General features: G+C 60.3%; 15 protein-coding genes. All 15 read left to right on the forward strand.

The genetic code is table 11. From position 1 onward, the window contains the following. Positions 1–3: 3 nt before the first annotated feature. The 15 genes from nuoF to proS all read left to right on the forward strand — a co-directional run bounded on the left by nuoF (position 4) and on the right by proS (position 17,392). Entirely contained in the window at positions 4–1,308 is a 1,305-nt protein-coding gene (gene nuoF / locus C6558_RS17945; protein ID WP_025426586.1) for an NADH-quinone oxidoreductase subunit NuoF, read from the forward strand. A gap of 6 nt (positions 1,309–1,314) precedes the next feature. Beyond that, positions 1,315–1,989: an NADH:ubiquinone oxidoreductase gene (locus C6558_RS17950; RefSeq protein ID WP_084814299.1), complete on the forward strand. Its 675-nt coding sequence runs from the start codon at positions 1,315–1,317 to the stop codon at positions 1,987–1,989. Between the two features lie 103 nt (positions 1,990–2,092). Further along, positions 2,093–4,165: an NADH-quinone oxidoreductase subunit NuoG gene (nuoG, locus tag C6558_RS17955; protein ID WP_025426588.1), complete on the forward strand. Its 2,073-nt coding sequence runs from the start codon at positions 2,093–2,095 to the stop codon at positions 4,163–4,165. Positions 4,166–4,185: 20 nt separating this feature from the next. Then, a complete protein-coding gene (gene nuoH / locus C6558_RS17960; protein ID WP_025426589.1) occupies positions 4,186–5,229 on the forward strand; it encodes an NADH-quinone oxidoreductase subunit NuoH in 1,044 nt (347 codons plus the stop codon). 64 nt (positions 5,230–5,293) lie between these two features. Continuing rightward, positions 5,294–5,785 carry an NADH-quinone oxidoreductase subunit NuoI gene (nuoI, locus tag C6558_RS17965; protein WP_025426590.1) on the forward strand — a complete coding sequence of 164 codons (492 nt, stop codon included), beginning with the start codon at positions 5,294–5,296 and terminating at the stop codon, positions 5,783–5,785. A gap of 137 nt (positions 5,786–5,922) precedes the next feature. After that, entirely contained in the window at positions 5,923–6,537 is a 615-nt protein-coding gene (locus C6558_RS17970; protein WP_025426591.1) for an NADH-quinone oxidoreductase subunit J, read from the forward strand. A gap of 28 nt (positions 6,538–6,565) precedes the next feature. After that, on the forward strand, positions 6,566–6,874 hold the full coding sequence (nuoK, locus tag C6558_RS17975; RefSeq protein WP_025426592.1) for an NADH-quinone oxidoreductase subunit NuoK: 309 nt from the start codon (positions 6,566–6,568) through the stop codon (positions 6,872–6,874). Between the two features lie 7 nt (positions 6,875–6,881). After that, the gene (nuoL, locus tag C6558_RS17980; RefSeq protein ID WP_057211425.1) at positions 6,882–8,876 is read left to right on the forward strand and encodes an NADH-quinone oxidoreductase subunit L; all 1,995 of its coding nucleotides are present in this window, start codon (positions 6,882–6,884) and stop codon (positions 8,874–8,876) included. Next, complete coding sequence (locus C6558_RS17985) at positions 8,876–10,387, forward strand: NADH-quinone oxidoreductase subunit M (protein WP_057211424.1); 1,512 nt, start codon at positions 8,876–8,878, stop codon at positions 10,385–10,387. Before nuoL ends, C6558_RS17985 begins: the two co-directional genes overlap by 1 nt. A gap of 19 nt (positions 10,388–10,406) precedes the next feature. Beyond that, positions 10,407–11,852: an NADH-quinone oxidoreductase subunit NuoN gene (gene nuoN, locus C6558_RS17990; RefSeq protein ID WP_057211423.1), complete on the forward strand. Its 1,446-nt coding sequence runs from the start codon at positions 10,407–10,409 to the stop codon at positions 11,850–11,852. Beyond that, the gene (locus C6558_RS17995; RefSeq protein ID WP_162249774.1) at positions 11,852–12,616 is read left to right on the forward strand and encodes a biotin--[acetyl-CoA-carboxylase] ligase; all 765 of its coding nucleotides are present in this window, start codon (positions 11,852–11,854) and stop codon (positions 12,614–12,616) included. Before nuoN ends, C6558_RS17995 begins: the two co-directional genes overlap by 1 nt. A gap of 24 nt (positions 12,617–12,640) precedes the next feature. Further along, a complete protein-coding gene (locus tag C6558_RS18000; protein ID WP_107027582.1) occupies positions 12,641–14,308 on the forward strand; it encodes a ribonuclease J in 1,668 nt (555 codons plus the stop codon). 69 nt (positions 14,309–14,377) lie between these two features. Further along, a complete protein-coding gene (gene mce / locus C6558_RS18005; protein ID WP_025426598.1) occupies positions 14,378–14,782 on the forward strand; it encodes a methylmalonyl-CoA epimerase in 405 nt (134 codons plus the stop codon). A 232-nt stretch (positions 14,783–15,014) separates the two neighbouring features. Continuing rightward, positions 15,015–15,284 carry a DUF1467 family protein gene (locus C6558_RS18010; protein WP_025426599.1) on the forward strand — a complete coding sequence of 90 codons (270 nt, stop codon included), beginning with the start codon at positions 15,015–15,017 and terminating at the stop codon, positions 15,282–15,284. A gap of 779 nt (positions 15,285–16,063) precedes the next feature. Then, complete coding sequence (gene proS, locus C6558_RS18015; protein ID WP_025426600.1) at positions 16,064–17,392, forward strand: proline--tRNA ligase; 1,329 nt, start codon at positions 16,064–16,066, stop codon at positions 17,390–17,392. Positions 17,393–17,396: the final 4 nt, after the last annotated feature.

A 17,396-nucleotide genomic window follows, 5' to 3' on the forward strand; every position in this document is an offset into this window, starting at 1 on the left:
ACCATGCTCAGAGATGAAGATCGCATCTTTACCAATATCTACGGCCTCAAGGATAAGTCTCTCAAGGGCGCGATGAGCCGCGGCCATTGGGATGGCACCAAGCAGATCCTCGAAAAGGGTCGCGACTGGATCGTCAACGAGATGAAAGCTTCGGGTCTTCGCGGTCGTGGCGGCGCAGGCTTCCCGACCGGTCTCAAGTGGTCCTTCATGCCGAAGGAAAGCGACGGGCGTCCGCACTATCTGGTCGTCAACGCCGACGAATCCGAACCGGGCACCTGCAAGGACCGTGACATCATGCGTCACGATCCGCACACCCTGATCGAAGGCTGCGTCATCGCCAGCTTCGCCATGGGTGCGCACACCGCATACATCTACGTGCGCGGTGAATATATCCGCGAGCGCGAGGCGCTGCAGGCTGCGATCGACGAATGCTACGACGCCGGCCTGCTCGGCAAGAACAACAAGCTGGGCTGGGACATGGACATCTACGTCCACCACGGCGCCGGCGCCTACATCTGCGGCGAAGAAACCGCGCTGCTCGAAAGCCTTGAAGGCAAGAAGGGCCAGCCGCGCCTGAAGCCGCCGTTCCCGGCGAACATGGGTCTCTACGGCTGCCCGACGACCGTCAACAACGTCGAGTCGATCGCAGTTGCCCCGACGATCCTGCGCCGCGGCGCTGGCTGGTTCTCGTCGATCGGCCGTCCGAACAACGTCGGCACCAAGCTGTTCATGCTCTCCGGTCACGTCAACAAGCCGTGCACGGTCGAAGAAGCGATGGGCATCACCTTCCGTGAACTCGTCGACAAGCATGCCGGTGGCATTCGCGGCGGCTGGGACAACCTGCTGGCGGTCATTCCCGGCGGCGCATCGTGCCCGGTGGTCAAGGCGGAAGACATCATTGACTGCCCGATGGATTTCGACGGGCTTCGTGAAGTCAAATCGTCCTTCGGCACGGCGGCTGCCATCGTCATGGATCGCTCCACGGACATCATCAAGGCAATTGCCCGCATCTCGGCTTTCTTCAAGCACGAGAGCTGCGGCCAGTGCACGCCGTGCCGCGAAGGCACCGGCTGGATGTGGCGCGTGATGGAACGCATGGTGCAGGGCCGCGCCCAGAAGCGCGAGATCGACATGCTGTTCGACGTCACCAAGCAGATCGAAGGTCACACGATCTGTGCTCTGGGTGATGCGGCCGCCTGGCCGATCCAGGGCCTGATCCGCAACTTCCGTCCGGAGATCGAAAAGCGCATCGACGAATACACCCGCAACGCGACGTCGCACGGCGCGGTGCTGGAAGCGGCGGAGTAACGGGCCATGGCCGGCACACGCAAGGATGGACAGGTGAGGGGAGAGGCCGAGAGCGGCATTCCGTCCGCACGTCCGCTTGGCAGTGATCCGGCCGATCCGTTCGGCATGGCCGAATGGATGAAGACCATGCCCAAAGTGCCGCTGCATCCGCTGATGGCGCATCCGGCAGGCGCCGTGGCAGCTGCCACCGCGCTTGGTTTCGGTCTGTCGAGCCACATCGCCGGCGTTATGTTCGGCGCGATGCAGGGCGCCGTCGAAGCGCTGCAGAAGGGCTCGGCCTTGGCTGGCCAGATGCAGGCAGACGCCCCGGCTGAGGTCGTTCCGACCCAAGCAGCTCCGGTTCAGGCAGAAGCAATGCCGCAAGAGACGGTGAAGCCGGTAGTCGCCAAGAAAGGCGCGGTATCAAAGCCGAAGGCTGAGAACAAGCTGGCGGAGCGCGTGAAGGCGCCGGCAGCTTCGCGGTCCAAGACCCGCACCGCCGACGACCTCATGCGGATTTCCGGCATCGGCCCGAAGCTCGAGCAGGTCCTGAACGGCAAGGGCATTCGCCGGTTCGCCGATATCGCCGCCTGGAGTGACGCCGACATTGCCCGCTTCGACGACGAACTGGGCTTTGGCGGACGTATTCTGCGCGACGACTGGGTAAAGCAGGCAAAGGCGCTGAAAGGCGCAAAAGAATAAGAGGCGGTGACCGGCAGAGGTCGCCACCGGCAAGCAGCATGGCTGTGTTGGAATTGTCCGTCGCCTCAAGGTGGACGGATGGAAGACAGGATTGAGTACGAAGATGGCAAAGCTGAAAGTCGACGGAAAAGAGATCGAGGTCCCGGATCATTTCACGCTGCTTCAGGCGTGCGAAGAAGCCGGCGCCGAGGTTCCGCGCTTCTGTTTCCATGAGCGGCTGTCGGTCGCCGGCAACTGCCGCATGTGTCTGATCGAGGTGAAGGGAGGGCCACCAAAGCCCGCCGCCTCCTGTGCCATGGGTGTGCGCGACCTTCGTCCGGGTCCGAACGGCGAGACGCCGGAAGTCTTCACGACCACACCGATGGTCAAGAAGGCGCGCGAAGGCGTCATGGAATTCCTGCTGATCAACCATCCGCTCGATTGCCCGATCTGCGACCAGGGTGGCGAATGCGACTTGCAGGACCAGGCGATGGCCTTCGGCATCGATAGTTCGCGCTACCAGGAAAACAAGCGCGCTGTCGAAGACAAGTATATCGGCCCGTTGGTCAAGACGGTGATGAACCGTTGCATCCATTGCACGCGCTGCGTCCGTTTCACCACGGAAGTGGCCGGCATTGCCGAACTCGGCCTGATCGGCCGCGGCGAAGACGCCGAGATCACTACCTATCTTGAACAGGCCATGACCTCCGAGCTTCAGGGCAATGTCGTTGACCTCTGCCCGGTCGGCGCGCTGACCTCCAAGCCGTTCGCCTTCACGGCGCGTCCGTGGGAACTGAACAAGACCGAATCGATCGACGTGATGGACGCGCTCGGTTCGGCCATCCGCGTCGATACCCGTGGCCGCGAAGTGATGCGCATCATGCCGCGCGTCAACGAGGACATCAACGAAGAGTGGATCTCCGACAAGAGCCGCTTCATCTGGGACGGCCTGAAGACTCAGCGTCTCGACCGTCCTTATGTCAAGAAGGACGGCCGTCTGCAGGCTGCAACGTGGAGCGAAGCGTTCCAGGCGGTCAAGGCTGCCGTTGCAGCGACCTCCGGCGACAAGATCGGCGCCATCGCCGGTGACCTTGCTTCCGTAGAAGAAATGTACGCGCTGAAGGAACTGCTTGCTTCGCTCGGTTCCGAAAACGTCGACTGCCGCCAGGATGGTGCAGCGCTCGATCCGTCGCTCGGCCGCGCCAGCTACATCTTCAACCCGACCATTCAGGGGATCGAGAGCGCCGACGCGCTGCTGATCATCGGCTCGAACCCGCGCTTCGAAGCATCCGTTCTCAACGCACGCATCCGCAAGCGTTACCGGATGGGCAATTTCCCGATCGCCGTCATCGGCGAGCAGGGTGAACTGCGCTACGAATACGAATACCTCGGTGCAGGCACCGACACGCTGGCCGAACTCGTGTCCGGCAAGGGCAAGTTCGCTGCGACCTTGAAGAAGGCGCAGCGTCCGATGATCATCATCGGCCAGGGCGCCGTTGCAGGGGAGGGCGGTGCCGCCGTTCTCGCCGCTGCCGCCAAGCTTGTCGGCGCAGTGACGGCCGACTGGAACGGCTTTGCCGTTCTGCACACCGCAGCGTCCCGCGTCGGTGGTCTCGACCTCGGCTTCGTCCCGGGCAAGAACGGCAAGACGGCCGCCGAAATGGTTTCGGCCACTGACGTTCTCTTCCTGCTCGGCGCCGACGAGATCGATCTTGCTGGCCGCAAGTCCGGCTTCACTGTCTATATCGGTTCGCATGGCGACAATGGCGCCCACGCTGCCGACGTCATCCTGCCCGCCGCCACCTACACCGAAAAATCCGGCACCTGGGTCAACACCGAGGGCCGCGTGCAGATCGGCAACCGTGCCGGCTTCGCTCCGGGCGACGCCCGCGAGGACTGGGCGATCATCCGTGCGCTCTCCGACGTTCTCGGCAAGAAGCTGCCCTTTGATTCGCTTGGCGAATTACGCTCGAAGCTTTACGCCGCGCAGCCGCATTTCGCCGATGTCGACGCGATTGCCGTCGGCAGTGGCGACGAAATTGCCGCACTTGCTCAAAAAGCCGGTGAGATGGGCAAATCCGTGTTTGCGTCTCCGGTCAAAGACTTCTATTTGACGAACCCGATAGCGCGCGCATCCGCCGTCATGGCCGAATGCTCGGCTTTGGCACGCAACAACTTCAAAGCTGCGGCGGAATGAGCGCGAGGGAATAGAGTATCATGGACGCTTTCGTTTCGACCTATGTCTGGCCTGCGATCATCATGGTCGCCCAGTCGCTGCTGCTGCTGGTCGCGCTGCTGCTTTTCATCGCCTACGTTCTGCTGGCCGACCGCAAGATCTGGGCTGCTGTCCAGCTTCGCCGTGGTCCGAATGTGGTGGGCCCCTGGGGTCTTTTCCAGTCCTTTGCCGACCTTTTGAAGTTCGTCTTCAAGGAGCCGGTGATTCCGGCTGGCGCAAACAAGGCAATCTTTCTGCTCGCGCCGCTCGTCTCCGTGACGCTGGCGCTCGCCGCCTGGGCGGTTATTCCGCTCAATGCCGGCTGGGTGATCGCGAATATCAACGTCGGCATCCTCTTCGTGTTCGCCATATCTTCTCTTGAAGTTTATGGCATCATCATGGGTGGCTGGGCGTCGAACTCCAAATATCCCTTCCTCGGCGCGCTTCGTTCTGCCGCGCAGATGGTGTCTTACGAAGTCTCGATCGGCTTCGTCATCGTCACCGTCCTGTTGTGCGTGGGTTCGCTGAACCTGACTGATATCGTCAATGCGCAGAGCAACGGCATCGGTACGAACTTGGGTCTGCCCGCATCGTTCCTCGACTGGCACTGGCTCGCACTGTTCCCGATGTTCATCGTGTTCTTCATTTCGGCGCTGGCTGAAACGAACCGCCCGCCCTTCGATCTGCCGGAAGCGGAATCCGAACTCGTCGCCGGCTTCATGGTCGAATACGGCTCCACGCCTTACATGATGTTCATGCTCGGCGAGTATGCCGCCATCTGCCTGATGTGCGCGCTGACGACCATTCTCTTCCTCGGCGGCTGGCTGCCTCCGGTTGACGTCTGGTTCCTCAACTGGGTCCCGGGCATCATCTGGTTCGTTCTCAAGGCATCCTTCGTGTTCTTCATGTTCGCGATGGTGAAGGCTTTCGTTCCGCGTTACCGCTACGACCAGCTGATGCGTCTCGGCTGGAAGGTCTTCCTGCCGATTTCTCTGGCAATGGTCGTGATCACTGCATTCGTTCTCAAGCTGACGGGAGCTGCATGATGCTGGCTTTCGCTCGGTTGCATACCGCTGGCCGCTCCCAGGCCGGCAAGTCTGGAGGTAAATGATGGCCGGTCTTTCGCAAGCCGTCAGCTCGCTGTTCCTCAAGGAATTCGTCGGCGCGTTCTTTCTGTCGATGCGCTACTTCTTCAAGCCGAAGGCGACGTTGAACTACCCCTTCGAAAAGGGGCCGGTCAGCCCGCGCTTCCGTGGCGAACACGCCCTGCGCCGTTATCCGAACGGCGAAGAGCGCTGCATCGCCTGCAAGCTCTGCGAGGCGATCTGTCCTGCCCAGGCCATCACCATCGAGGCCGGCCCGCGCCGCAACGACGGCACCCGCCGCACGGTGCGCTACGACATCGACATGGTGAAGTGCATCTATTGCGGTTTCTGCCAGGAAGCCTGTCCGGTCGACGCCATCGTCGAGGGACCGAACTTCGAATTCGCCACCGAGACGCGTGAAGAGCTGTACTACGACAAAGACAAGCTCCTCGCCAATGGCGACCGTTGGGAGCGGGAAATCGCACGCAACATCGCAATGGACTCGCCCTATCGCTGAGGCCGATGCGTGGTGTCGCCCTTCAAGGCGGCACATGTGAAACAGTTTGGGGCAAAGGCCGGACATCAGTCCGGCTTTGCCAGTGGAGTGGGGGCTGCAAGAGCCTCACGCCGTGCAAGACGAAAAAGGCACCGATCATGGGTCTGCAGGTTCTTTTTTTCTATCTCTTTGCCTTCATCGCGGTGGCATCGGCATTTATGGTCATTGCGGCCAGGAACCCCGTTTATTCGGTGCTGTTCCTGATCCTGACCTTCTTCAATTCGGCGGGCCTGTTCCTGCTGGCTGGCGCCGAGTTCCTGGCGATGATCCTGCTCGTGGTCTATGTCGGCGCGGTTGCGGTGCTCTTCCTGTTCGTCGTCATGATGCTCGATATCGATTTCGCCGAACTCAGAGCCGGCGTGCTTGAATATGCGCCCGTCGGTGCGCTGATCGGTCTGATCCTGGCTGCCGAACTGATCATCGTCGTCGGCGGCGCGACCTTCTCGCCGGAGATTGCCAAGGGCATCTCGATGCCGATCCCGGCGGTTGCCGACCGGACGAACACCGCCGCACTCGGCGACGTGCTCTATACCCACTACGTCTACTTCTTCCAGATCGCGGGCCTTGTGCTGTTGGTCGCCATGATCGGCGCCATCGTCCTCACGCTGCGCCACCGCACGAACATCAAGCGCCAGAGCATTCCGCAGCAGGTTGCCCGCACGCCCGAGACCGCCGTCGAGGTGATCACGGTCAAGCCCGGGCAGGGCATTTAATTCGGACGCGAGGTCGAGGAACCAAAAAATGGAAATCGGAATTTCCCACTATCTCACCGTCAGCGCCATCCTGTTCACGCTTGGTGTCTTCGGCATCTTCCTGAACCGGAAGAACGTCATCGTCATCCTGATGTCGGTCGAACTGATCCTGCTTGCGGTCAACATCAACATGGTCGCCTTCTCGTCGTTCCTGAACGACATCACTGGCCAGGTCTTTGCTCTGTTCATTCTGACCGTCGCGGCCGCGGAAGCCGCCATCGGGCTTGCAATTCTCGTCGTCTTCTACCGCAACCGCGGCTCGATCGCTGTTGAAGACGTCAACATGATGAAGGGCTGATTGGGCTATGGATACCATCATCAAGGCTATCGTCTTCCTGCCTTTGATTGGCTTTCTGGTCGCCGGCCTTTTCGGCACTTCGATCGGCGCCAAGGCTTCTGAATATGTCACCAGCGGACTGATGATCATCGCCGCCGCATTGTCGTGGTACGTCTTCTTCGACGTCGCGATGGGCGAGCAGGAACTGATCAAGGTTTCGGTGCTGCGCTGGATCCAGTCCGGCGGCTTCGACGTCGAATGGGCGTTCCGCGTCGACACGCTGACCGCAGTCATGTTCGTGGTCGTCAACACAGTGTCGACGCTCGTGCATGTCTATTCGATCGGCTATATGCACCACGATCCGCATCGTCCGCGTTTCTTCGCCTATCTGTCGCTCTTCACCTTCGCGATGTTGATGCTGATCACGTCGGACAACCTGGTGCAGATGTTCTTCGGCTGGGAAGGCGTGGGTCTCGCATCCTACCTGCTGATCGGCTTCTGGTATAAGAAGCCGTCGGCGAACGCGGCGGCGATGAAGGCGTTCATCGTCAACCGCGTTGGCGACTTCGGTTTCTCGCTTGGCATCTTCCTCGTCTTCGTGCTGTTCGGTTCGGTCAACCTCGAAACCATCTTTGCAGCAGCCCAGACCTACCTGCCGGCCGAAGGTGCCGCAGCAGGGGAGGCGGTTGTTACGCTGTTCGGCATGCACCTCGACAAGGCAGATGCCATCACGGCCGCATGCCTGCTGCTCTTCATGGGCGCGATGGGCAAGTCGGCTCAGTTCCTGCTGCACACCTGGCTTCCGGACGCGATGGAAGGCCCGACCCCGGTTTCGGCCCTCATTCACGCCGCAACCATGGTCACCGCCGGCGTCTTCCTTGTCGCTCGCATGTCGCCGCTGTTTGAGCTGTCGCCGACTGCACTGACGGTCGTCACGCTGATCGGCGCGATCACGGCCTTCTTCGCCGCAACCGTCGGTCTGGTCCAGAACGACATCAAGCGCGTCATCGCCTATTCGACCTGTTCGCAGCTTGGCTACATGTTCGTGGCCCTCGGCGTCGGCGCCTATGGCGCGGCCATCTTTCATCTGTTCACGCACGCCTTCTTCAAGGCTCTCCTTTTCTTGGGTGCAGGTTCGGTCATTCACGCCGTCGATGGCGAACAGGATATGCGTTACATGGGTGGCCTGCGGAAGCATATTAAGGTCACCTATTGGATGATGTTCATCGGCACGATCGCGCTCACCGGCGTCGGCATCCCCGGCACCGTCATCGGTACGGCCGGCTTCTTCTCGAAGGATGCCATCATCGAATCGACGTTCGCTTCGCACAGCATCGTTTCGGGCTTTGCCTTTGCGATGCTGGTGATCGCCGCTCTGTTCACCAGTTTCTATTCCTGGCGCCTGACCTTCATGACCTTCCACGGCAAGCCACGCGCTTCGTCGGATGTCATGCATCACGTCCATGAATCACCTCAGGTCATGCTGGTGCCGCTCTACATCCTGGCTGCCGGTGCTCTGCTCGCAGGCTTCCTGTTCCACGACCACTTCTTCGGCGAGGGCTATGCCGAGTTCTGGAAGGGTGCGTTGTTCACCTCGGCTGAAAACGAAATCCTCCATGAGTACCACCACGTTCCGCTGTGGGTTAAGTGGAGCCCGTTCTGCGCCATGGCGCTTGGTCTCTTCACGGCCTGGTACATGTACATCCGTCGGCCTGAGCTGCCGAAGTACCTGGCGGAACAGCATCGCGGCCTCTACCAGTTCCTGCTCAACAAGTGGTACTTCGACGAGCTATACGACTTCCTGTTCGTACGCTCGGCCAAGCGCCTCGGCGTCTTCCTGTGGAAGGAAGGCGACGGCCGGGTCATCGACGGCCTTGGCCCTAACGGAATTGCGGCACGCGTGCTTGATGTCACCGATCGTGTGGTCCGGCTGCAGACCGGTTACCTCTATCACTACGCGTTCGCCATGCTGATCGGCATTGCTGCGCTCGTTACATGGATGATGCTCGGGAGTTCCTTCTGATGACCGATTGGCCCGTACTTTCCGCGGTCACCTTCATGCCGCTCGTCGGCGTCCTGCTTCTCTTGCTGACAAGAGAAGACAGCGCCTACGGCCGCCGCAACATCCTGAACGTATCGCTGCTGACGACGCTCTTCACGTTCGCCGTGTCGGTCTATATCTGGTACCAGTTCGATAGCTCGAACCCGGGTTTCCAGATGACCGAGAAGCACGAATGGCTCGGCACCGGGATTTCCTATCATCTCGGCGTCGACGGCATCTCGGTGCTCTTCGTCGTTCTCTCTGCCTTCCTGATGCCGTTCTGCGTGCTCGCAAGCTGGTTCTCGGTCGAAAAGCGGCTGAAGGAATACATGATCGCGTTCCTGATCCTGGAAACGTTCATGATCGGCGTGTTCGTGTCGCTCGACATCGTGCTGTTCTACGTGTTCTTCGAAGCCGGCCTCATTCCGATGTTCCTCATCATCGGTGTCTGGGGCGGCAAGGATCGCGTCTATGCGAGCTACAAGTTCTTCCTCTACACGCTGCTCGGCTCGGTGCTGATGTTGCTCGCCATCATGGCGATGTACTGGCAGGCCGGTACCACCGACATCACTGAACTTCTCGCCTACAACTTCCCGCGTGAGATGCAGACGTGGTTATGGCTCGCCTTCTTCGCTTCCTTCGCGGTGAAGATGCCGATGTGGCCGGTGCACACCTGGCTTCCCGACGCGCACGTTCAGGCGCCGACGGCGGGTTCGGTCATCCTGGCCGCCATCCTCCTGAAGCTTGGCGGTTACGGCTTCGTGCGCTTCTCGCTGCCGATGTTCCCGCTGGCGTCCGACTATTTCGCGCCCTTCGTCTTCACGCTGTCGGTCATCGCGATCATCTACACCTCGCTGGTGGCGATGATGCAGACCGACATCAAGAAACTGATCGCCTATTCGTCCGTCGCACATATGGGTTACGTGACGATGGGTATCTTCGCGGCCAATACGCAGGGTGTTCAGGGTGCGATTTTCCAGATGCTGTCGCACGGCATCGTCTCCGGCGCGCTCTTCCTTTGCGTCGGCGTCGTCTATGACCGGCTGCACACCCGCGAGATCTCGGCCTATGGCGGCCTCGTCAACAACATGCCGAAATACGCCGTCGCCTTCATGGTGTTCACCATGGCCAACGTCGGCCTACCCGGCACATCAGGCTTCGTCGGCGAAGTGCTGACGCTCGTCGGCGTCTTCCGCGTCAATACCTGGGTTGCGTTCTTTGCAACGAGCGGCGTTATTCTCTCGGCTGCCTACGCGCTCTGGCTCTACCGCCGAGTGATCTTCGGTGCGCTGGAAAAGGAAAGCCTGAAGGCTCTGCTCGATCTTTCGGCTCGCGAGAAGGCGATCCTTTACCCGCTGGTGATCCTGACGATCTTCTTCGGTGTCTATCCGGCGCCGATCTTCGATGCGACCGCAGCCTCCGTGGATCTGCTCGTCAACAACTACTCCGCAGCCCTGCAGGCAGCGCAAAACGTTGCGCTTTCGGTGCAATGACCACAGGACGTGATTGGACATGACTGCTGAAATCCTCCTCGCTAGCCTGCAGCTCTCGATCCCCGAGTTGATCCTCGCGGTCGGCGCGATGGCGCTCTTGATGATCGGCGTGTTCGCCGGTGAAAAGTCGACCTCGACCGTCACCGGCCTTGCGGTTGCCCTTCTCATCATCGCCGGCCTCTGGCTCGTCCTGAAGACGGGCGAGGGCGAAGCTTACGGCGGCGCCTTCCTGTCCGATCCCTTCGCCAAGTTCATGAAGGTGCTGGCGCTGATCGGCTCGATCACCGCCATGGTGATGACGGTCGGCCATGCCCGTTCCGCGCAGATCGATCGTTTCGAGTTCCCGGTGCTGCTGGTGCTCGCCACCCTCGGAATGCTCCTGATGATCTCGGCCAACGACCTGATGTCGCTGTACCTGTCGCTGGAATTGCAGTCGCTGGCGCTCTACGTCGTAGCCGCCATCAACCGTGACAGCATCCGTTCGACGGAAGCCGGCCTGAAGTATTTCGTCCTCGGCGCGCTGTCTTCGGGCATGCTGCTTTATGGCATGTCGCTGGTCTACGGCTTCACCGGCCACACCGGCTTTGACGAGATTGCCGCTGCATTGACGACTACGGGCACGCCGTCGCTCGGCCTGATCTTCGGACTGGTCTTCATCCTTGCCGGCCTTGCATTCAAGATTTCTGCCGTTCCGTTCCACATGTGGACGCCGGATGTTTATGAAGGTGCGCCGACGCCGGTCACCGCATTCTTCGCCGCGGCCCCGAAGGTTGCCGCCATGGCCATCTTCGTTCGCATCGTCATCAACGCGTTCGAGCCGGTCGTTGTCCAGTGGCAACAGATCGTCGTCTTCATCTCGATCGCTTCGATGCTGCTCGGAGCCTTTGCGGCGATCGGCCAGAAGAACATCAAGCGCCTGATGGCCTATTCCTCCATCGGTCACATGGGCTACGCGCTCGTCGGTCTCGCCGCCGGCTCTATGGCGGGCGTTCGCGGCGTTCTGCTCTACATGCTCATCTACATGGTCATGACGCTCGGCACCTTCGCCTGCATCCTCGCCATGCGCCGCAAGGATGGCGAGAACGTCGAAAGCGTCGACGATCTCGCTGGCCTGTCGCAGACCAACCCCTTCATGGCCACGGTCCTTACCATCCTGATGTTCTCGCTCGCCGGCATCCCGCCGATGGCAGGCTTCTTCGGGAAGTACTTCGTGTTCATGGCGGCTATCGAAGCCCATCTCTATGCGCTTGCCATCATCGGCGTGCTCGCTTCGGTCGTCGGCGCCTACTACTACCTGCGTGTCATCAAGGTGATGTGGTTCGACGATGCCAAGGGCGAGTTTGCCCGGACGGCCGGCGAGCTTCGCCTGGTTTTCGGTCTCTCGGGCCTGTTCGTGCTTGGCTACGTCCTGATCGGTGGTCCGCTCGGCAACGCCGCTGAAGTCGCGGCTCGGACCTTCTTTTGATAGGGCTTGAAGGCGGCGGCCGGGTTTCGCTCGACGATTTCCGGCACGTCGCTCTCAATGAAGTCGGTTCGACCAACAGCGAATGCCTGGTGCGGGCGCGCGAGGGGGACAGGGGAAATCTCTGGATCACCGCCGCCCGCCAGACAGGTGGACGTGGTCGACGCGGTAGGGCCTGGTTTTCAGAGCCCGGCAATCTCTATGCTTCGCTCCTCTTGATCGAGCCGGCTCCGATCGAGCTGCTGCACTCGCTGCCGCTGGCAGTGGCAGTGGCGGTTCACAGGGCCATCCGACAGGTAATGCCGCTGGCCGGCGCTCCGGTCGAGATCAAATGGCCGAACGATATCCTCATCGACGGCAAGAAGACTTGCGGCATCCTGCTTGAAGGCGAGAGTCTTGCAGACGGACGTCGCGCGCTGGTCATCGGCTGCGGCATCAACATCGCCGTCATGCCCGACGAGGCACTCTACCCGGTGACTTCGCTTCGCAACGAAGGGGCGTCGGTATCGCCGGACGACTTGTTTGCCCACCTTTTCCTGACCATGGCCGAAACGCTCTCCGTTTGGGACCAGGGCAGGGGTGTGGCACACATCATAGACCAATGGCGGGCGGCAGCGCGCGGCATCGGCGAGACCATTACGGTGAACCTGCCGGATCGGTCGCTTTCCGGCCGCTTTGCCGGTATTGATCAGGACGGCCGGCTGATGCTCGATACGGGCTCGGACACGATGCAGACGATCGCCGCCGGCGACGTATTTTTCGGATAATCAAAACAAGGGCGCATCAAAAACATGGCGCAAGAAGAAGAACTGGTGTTCTTGCCGCTCGGCGGCGTCGGTGAAATCGGGATGAACCTCGGCCTCTATGGCTATGGCAAACCCGGTCATCGACAGTGGATAATGGTCGATTGCGGCGTCACCTTCCCGGGGCCGGAGCTGCCGGGAGTGGATCTGGTTCTGGCCGATATCAGTTTCCTGGCGGAAGAACGCCGCAATCTCAAGGGCATCATCATCACCCATGCCCACGAGGATCACTATGGTGGTCTCAACGATCTTTGGCCGGGGTTGAACGTACCGGTCTATGCCTCGCCGTTTACCGCGGGCATGCTTGAGGCGAAACGCGACTTCGAAAGGAGCCGCGGCGAAATCCCGATAACGATCTTCAGGCAGGGCGACCGCATCAATGTTGGCCCGTTCGAAATCGAAGCGGTCGGCGTCAACCACTCGATCCCCGAGCCGATGTCGCTGATCATCCGCACGCCGCTTGGCGCGATCGTTCACACCGGCGACTGGAAGATCGATCTTCAGCCGTCGCTCGGGCCCCTGACCGACGAGCAGCGCTTCCGCAAGATCGGTGACGAGGGCGTGCTGGCGCTGGTCTGCGATTCGACCAATGCGCTTCGTGACGGGGTCTCGCCGTCCGAGCAGGAGGTTTCGGCAAGCCTGACGCAGATCATCTCCAAGTCTGAAGGACGTGTGGCGATCACCACCTTCTCTTCCAATGTCGGGCGCATCCGCTCGATTGCGGAAGCTGCGGAAGAGGCGGGCCGCGAGGTGTTGCTTCTCGGCAGCTCGATGAAGCGCGTCGTCGCCGTCGCCCGCGATCTCGGCCTGATGGAAGGCATCAAGCCTTTCCTCGCCGAAGACGAGTTCGGCTATGTGCCGCGCGACAAGGTCGTGGTGATCCTGACCGGTAGCCAGGGCGAACCCCGTGCCGCACTTGCCAAGATCGCCCGCGACGAGATGCGCAACGTCGCCTTTTCCGCCGGCGATACGGTCGTGTTTTCGTCGCGTACCATTCCCGGTAACGAGAAGGCGATCAACGACATCAAGAACGGCCTGATCGAGCAGGGCATTCACATCATCACCGACAGTGAAGCGCTGGTGCATGTGTCGGGCCACCCGCGTCGCAGCGAGCTGCAGCAGATGTACCAGTGGGTCCGTCCGCAGATCCTCGTGCCGGTGCATGGTGAGGCCGCACACCTGACGGCGCATGCCGAACTTGGCCTGCAGTCGGGTATCGCCAGCGTTCCGCGGCTTCGCAACGGCGATATGCTGCGGCTGGCGCCAGGTCCGGCCGAAGTCATCGACACTGCGCCGCATGGCCGGATCTACAAGGATGGCTCGCTGATCGGTGATTTCGAGGAAATGGGCATCGGTGAGCGGCGCAAGCTCTCCTTTGCCGGACATGTCTCAGTCAACGTCGTGCTCGACAACCGCTACGATTTCCTCGGTGATCCTGACCTCGTTGCCATCGGCTTGCCCGAGTTCGACGACGAGGGCGAGGACATGGAAGACACGCTCTATGACGCCGTGCTCGGTGCTGTCGAAAGCATCCCGCGTGCCAAGCGCAAGGATCTGGCCATGCTGCAGGAGGCGGTGCGCCGCGCCGTGCGTAGCACCGTCAACCAGATCTGGGGCAAGAAGCCCGTGGTGACCGTGTTCGTCACCAAAGTCTGATTTCCTTCAGGCTCCCGGCGCTGTAGACGTCCGGGGGCTTGAAAACAGCCCGAAGGTTGGAGGATCGCGATGCTTGGACGTGTAAACCATGTGGCAATCGCCGTGCCGGATCTGGCATCCGCTGCTGAGGGCTACCGAGTGACGCTCGGCGCTTCGGTGACCGAGCCGCAAGCCTTGCCCGAGCACGGTGTCACCGTCGTTTTCGTCGCGCTTCCCAACACCAAGGTCGAACTGCTGGAGCCGCTCGGCGATGCCTCGCCGATTGCGGCGTTTCTCGCCAAGAACCCGTCCGGCGGCATGCATCACATTTGCTACGAGGTCGAGGACATCATTGCTGCCCGTGACACGCTGAAGGCGTCCGGCGCGCGGGTTCTCGGTGACGGCGAGCCGAAGATCGGCGCTCACGGCAAGCCGGTGCTTTTTCTGCACCCGAAGGATTTTCAAGGCACGTTGATCGAGCTTGAACAGGTGTGACAGTTGACCGCGCGATGCCGGTTTGTGTGATCGCGCCGGTGGCGTTATAAGCGGGCTACAGCGCCGCGCGTCAAGTTTGACGCGCTCAGCACGCTGTAACACTTTAAACTTGCTGCATAATTTTCTCCTTAAATCGATGCCGATTTAAGGAATTATGCAGTAGAATATCGCGAGGATCGTTCCGTTGAGGGCCAGTAGCCAGTTCGGGACAGGTCTTCATCAGGAGCCGGAAATGCCGCTTTTTTCAACCTTTGCCATCTACTTCATTATCTGGTGGCTGACGCTGTTTGCAGTGCTGCCGCTTGGCGTGCGCACGCAGGCGGAGGAAAACGAGGTGGTGCCCGGCACTGTCGAAAGCGCGCCGGCGCGGTTCCGTGCCAAACGGGTCATCCTGCTGACAACTGCAATCGCGGCGGTCATCCAGCTTGCCTGGTACATTGTGTCGGTGCGGCTCGGCTACGGCATCGACAGCATTCCGCGCTTCTATCCGAAGTTCTATTGAGCCAAGCATCGGCAAGCATGTGGGCGCTCGGCGTCTAGGGATATCGAGTGATCGTGTCCGCTTCCTCACAATCCCCAGTTAAGTATTATCGATTTACCGCTGCACAGGCCCGTAGAGTTCTCTCGGGTGCCTCTCTGCGCGAAACCCGGGCAATCCTACGATTGACCGCCCCGAAATTGACATAGTTCAAGAAAGCCCGGGTGCTCCGATGAGGGTTCGCTTGGCGAAAGGCAAAAAAAAACAAGGCTAAAAGCCTTGTTTTTCAAGTATCGCGTGATCTTTAATCCGTTTCCGGCGGCAGCGACGAAGCGCGCCTAAGATCTTATCCTCCCAAGACTTGACCGCGAAAGTCGGCAAGAATTTAGACTTCATGCCTGTTTTGTGAGCCGAAATTAGCCCAAACATTGGGCGATGTCACCTTATTTTTTTGCATTTTTGCTACAGTTGGATAAAATTTCTCCGTTGACAAGCATCGTCGCAATACTGTTACTACCGTGCTCTTTGACGCAGCTTTTGGCTTGTCGGTTCTCCTTCGAATCTCTCGATCCACTCTGTGTGGTTCCTTCTGCAAGCAGGGTTTTCATCCGGGCGCGAAGCGGCTATGAACGCAGGGCTCGGAAAGGTTCCTGCCGACTTGTCGGTGACGGAAATTTGAGAGCCGACCCCAAGAAGCAATGGTCGCCTTTGCCTGTTTTCGGCGAGACCGGCGTACCTGAGCTCAACGTCATTTCGCCCGAATCCGTCGATAGTGCGACGTTCATCAAGTTCTGGAACCCGTCATGCGCCTGTCCCGCTTTTTCATGCCCATCTTGAAGGAAAATCCGAAGGAAGCGGAAATCGTTTCCCACCGTCTTATGCTCCGGACGGGCATGATCCGGCAGCAGTCCTCGGGGATCTATACCTGGCTGCCGTTCGGAAAGCGGGTTCTCGACAAGGTCAATGCGATCGTTCGCGAAGAGCAGAACCGCACCGGCGCGAATGAGCTTTTGATGCCGACGCTGCAGTCCGCCGAGCTTTGGCAGGAGAGCGGCCGTTATGACGCCTATGGCAAGGAAATGCTGCGCATCAAGGACCGCCAGGATCGGCCGATGCTCTATGGTCCGACCAATGAGGAAATGATCACGGATGTCTTCCGTTCCTACGTGAAGTCCTACCGCAATCTGCCGCTCAATCTCTACCATATCCAGCTGAAGTTCCGCGACGAGATCCGTCCGCGCTTCGGCACCATGCGCTCGCGCGAGTTCCTGATGAAGGATGCCTATTCCTTCGATCTCGACCGCGAAGGTGCCGAGCACGCCTATAACAAGATGTTCGCCGCTTACCTGCGCACCTTCTCGCGCATGGGGCTGCGTGCCATTCCGATGCGTGCCGACACCGGACCGATTGGCGGCAATCTCAGCCATGAATTCATCATTCTCGCCGAAACCGGTGAATCCGAAGTGTTCTGCCACAAGGACTTCCTCGGCTTCGATATTCCCGGCGAAGACACCAATTTCGATGATGTCGCTGGTCTGAAGACGATCTTCGACAAGTGGACCTCGCGCTACGCGGCCACGTCCGAAATGCACGACGAAGCGGCGTTCAACGAAGTCGCCGAAGGCGATCGCCTGTCGGCACGCGGCATCGAAGTCGGCCATATCTTCTACTTCGGCACCAAGTATTCCGAGGCGATGGGCGCGAAGGTTCTCGGTCCGGATGGCAAGGAACACGCGGTCCATATGGGCTCCTACGGCATCGGCCCGACACGGCTGGTTCCGGCGATCATCGAGGCGTCGCATGACGACAACGGCATCATCTGGCCGAAGTCGATCTCGCCGTTCGATGGTGTGATCATCAACATGAAAGCGGGCGATGCCGCTTGCGACGCAGCCTGCGAGACGCTCTATTCGAAGCTCGGCGCCGCAGGATTCGATGCGCTGCTCGACGATACGGACGACCGCGCCGGCGCCAAGTTCGCCTCTGCCGATCTTATCGGCGTACCTGTCCAGATCATCGTCGGACCGCGTTCTATCGCCAACGGCGAAGTCGAGCTCAAGGATCGCAAGACCGGTGAGCGCGAGACCATGACTGTCGAGGCAGCCCTCAACAAGCTGATCGCGACGAAGTAAGTGA

Origin of the sequence: Ensifer sp. NM-2 (genome assembly GCF_003024455.1) — a bacterium.
Lineage (GTDB): Bacteria > Pseudomonadota > Alphaproteobacteria > Rhizobiales > Rhizobiaceae > Ensifer > Ensifer canadensis.

What these genes read in the sequence shown, in the direction of transcription:
- nuoK (WP_025426592.1), top strand. Translation starts at nt 6,566, where the DNA reads ATGGAAATCGGAATTTCCCACTATCTCACCGTCAGCGCCATCCTGTTC.
- C6558_RS17985 (WP_057211424.1), top strand. Translation starts at nt 8,876, where the DNA reads ATGACCGATTGGCCCGTACTTTCCGCGGTCACCTTCATGCCGCTCGTC.
- nuoL (WP_057211425.1), top strand. Translation starts at nt 6,882, where the DNA reads ATGGATACCATCATCAAGGCTATCGTCTTCCTGCCTTTGATTGGCTTT.
- C6558_RS17950 (WP_084814299.1), top strand. Translation starts at nt 1,315, where the DNA reads ATGGCCGGCACACGCAAGGATGGACAGGTGAGGGGAGAGGCCGAGAGC.
- proS (WP_025426600.1), top strand. Translation starts at nt 16,064, where the DNA reads ATGCGCCTGTCCCGCTTTTTCATGCCCATCTTGAAGGAAAATCCGAAG.
- nuoN (WP_057211423.1), top strand. Translation starts at nt 10,407, where the DNA reads ATGACTGCTGAAATCCTCCTCGCTAGCCTGCAGCTCTCGATCCCCGAG.
- nuoI (WP_025426590.1), top strand. Translation starts at nt 5,294, where the DNA reads ATGGCCGGTCTTTCGCAAGCCGTCAGCTCGCTGTTCCTCAAGGAATTC.
- C6558_RS18010 (WP_025426599.1), top strand. Translation starts at nt 15,015, where the DNA reads ATGCCGCTTTTTTCAACCTTTGCCATCTACTTCATTATCTGGTGGCTG.
- nuoF (WP_025426586.1), top strand. Translation starts at nt 4, where the DNA reads ATGCTCAGAGATGAAGATCGCATCTTTACCAATATCTACGGCCTCAAG.
- mce (WP_025426598.1), top strand. Translation starts at nt 14,378, where the DNA reads ATGCTTGGACGTGTAAACCATGTGGCAATCGCCGTGCCGGATCTGGCA.
- nuoG (WP_025426588.1), top strand. Translation starts at nt 2,093, where the DNA reads ATGGCAAAGCTGAAAGTCGACGGAAAAGAGATCGAGGTCCCGGATCAT.
- C6558_RS18000 (WP_107027582.1), top strand. Translation starts at nt 12,641, where the DNA reads ATGGCGCAAGAAGAAGAACTGGTGTTCTTGCCGCTCGGCGGCGTCGGT.
- nuoH (WP_025426589.1), top strand. Translation starts at nt 4,186, where the DNA reads ATGGACGCTTTCGTTTCGACCTATGTCTGGCCTGCGATCATCATGGTC.
- C6558_RS17970 (WP_025426591.1), top strand. Translation starts at nt 5,923, where the DNA reads ATGGGTCTGCAGGTTCTTTTTTTCTATCTCTTTGCCTTCATCGCGGTG.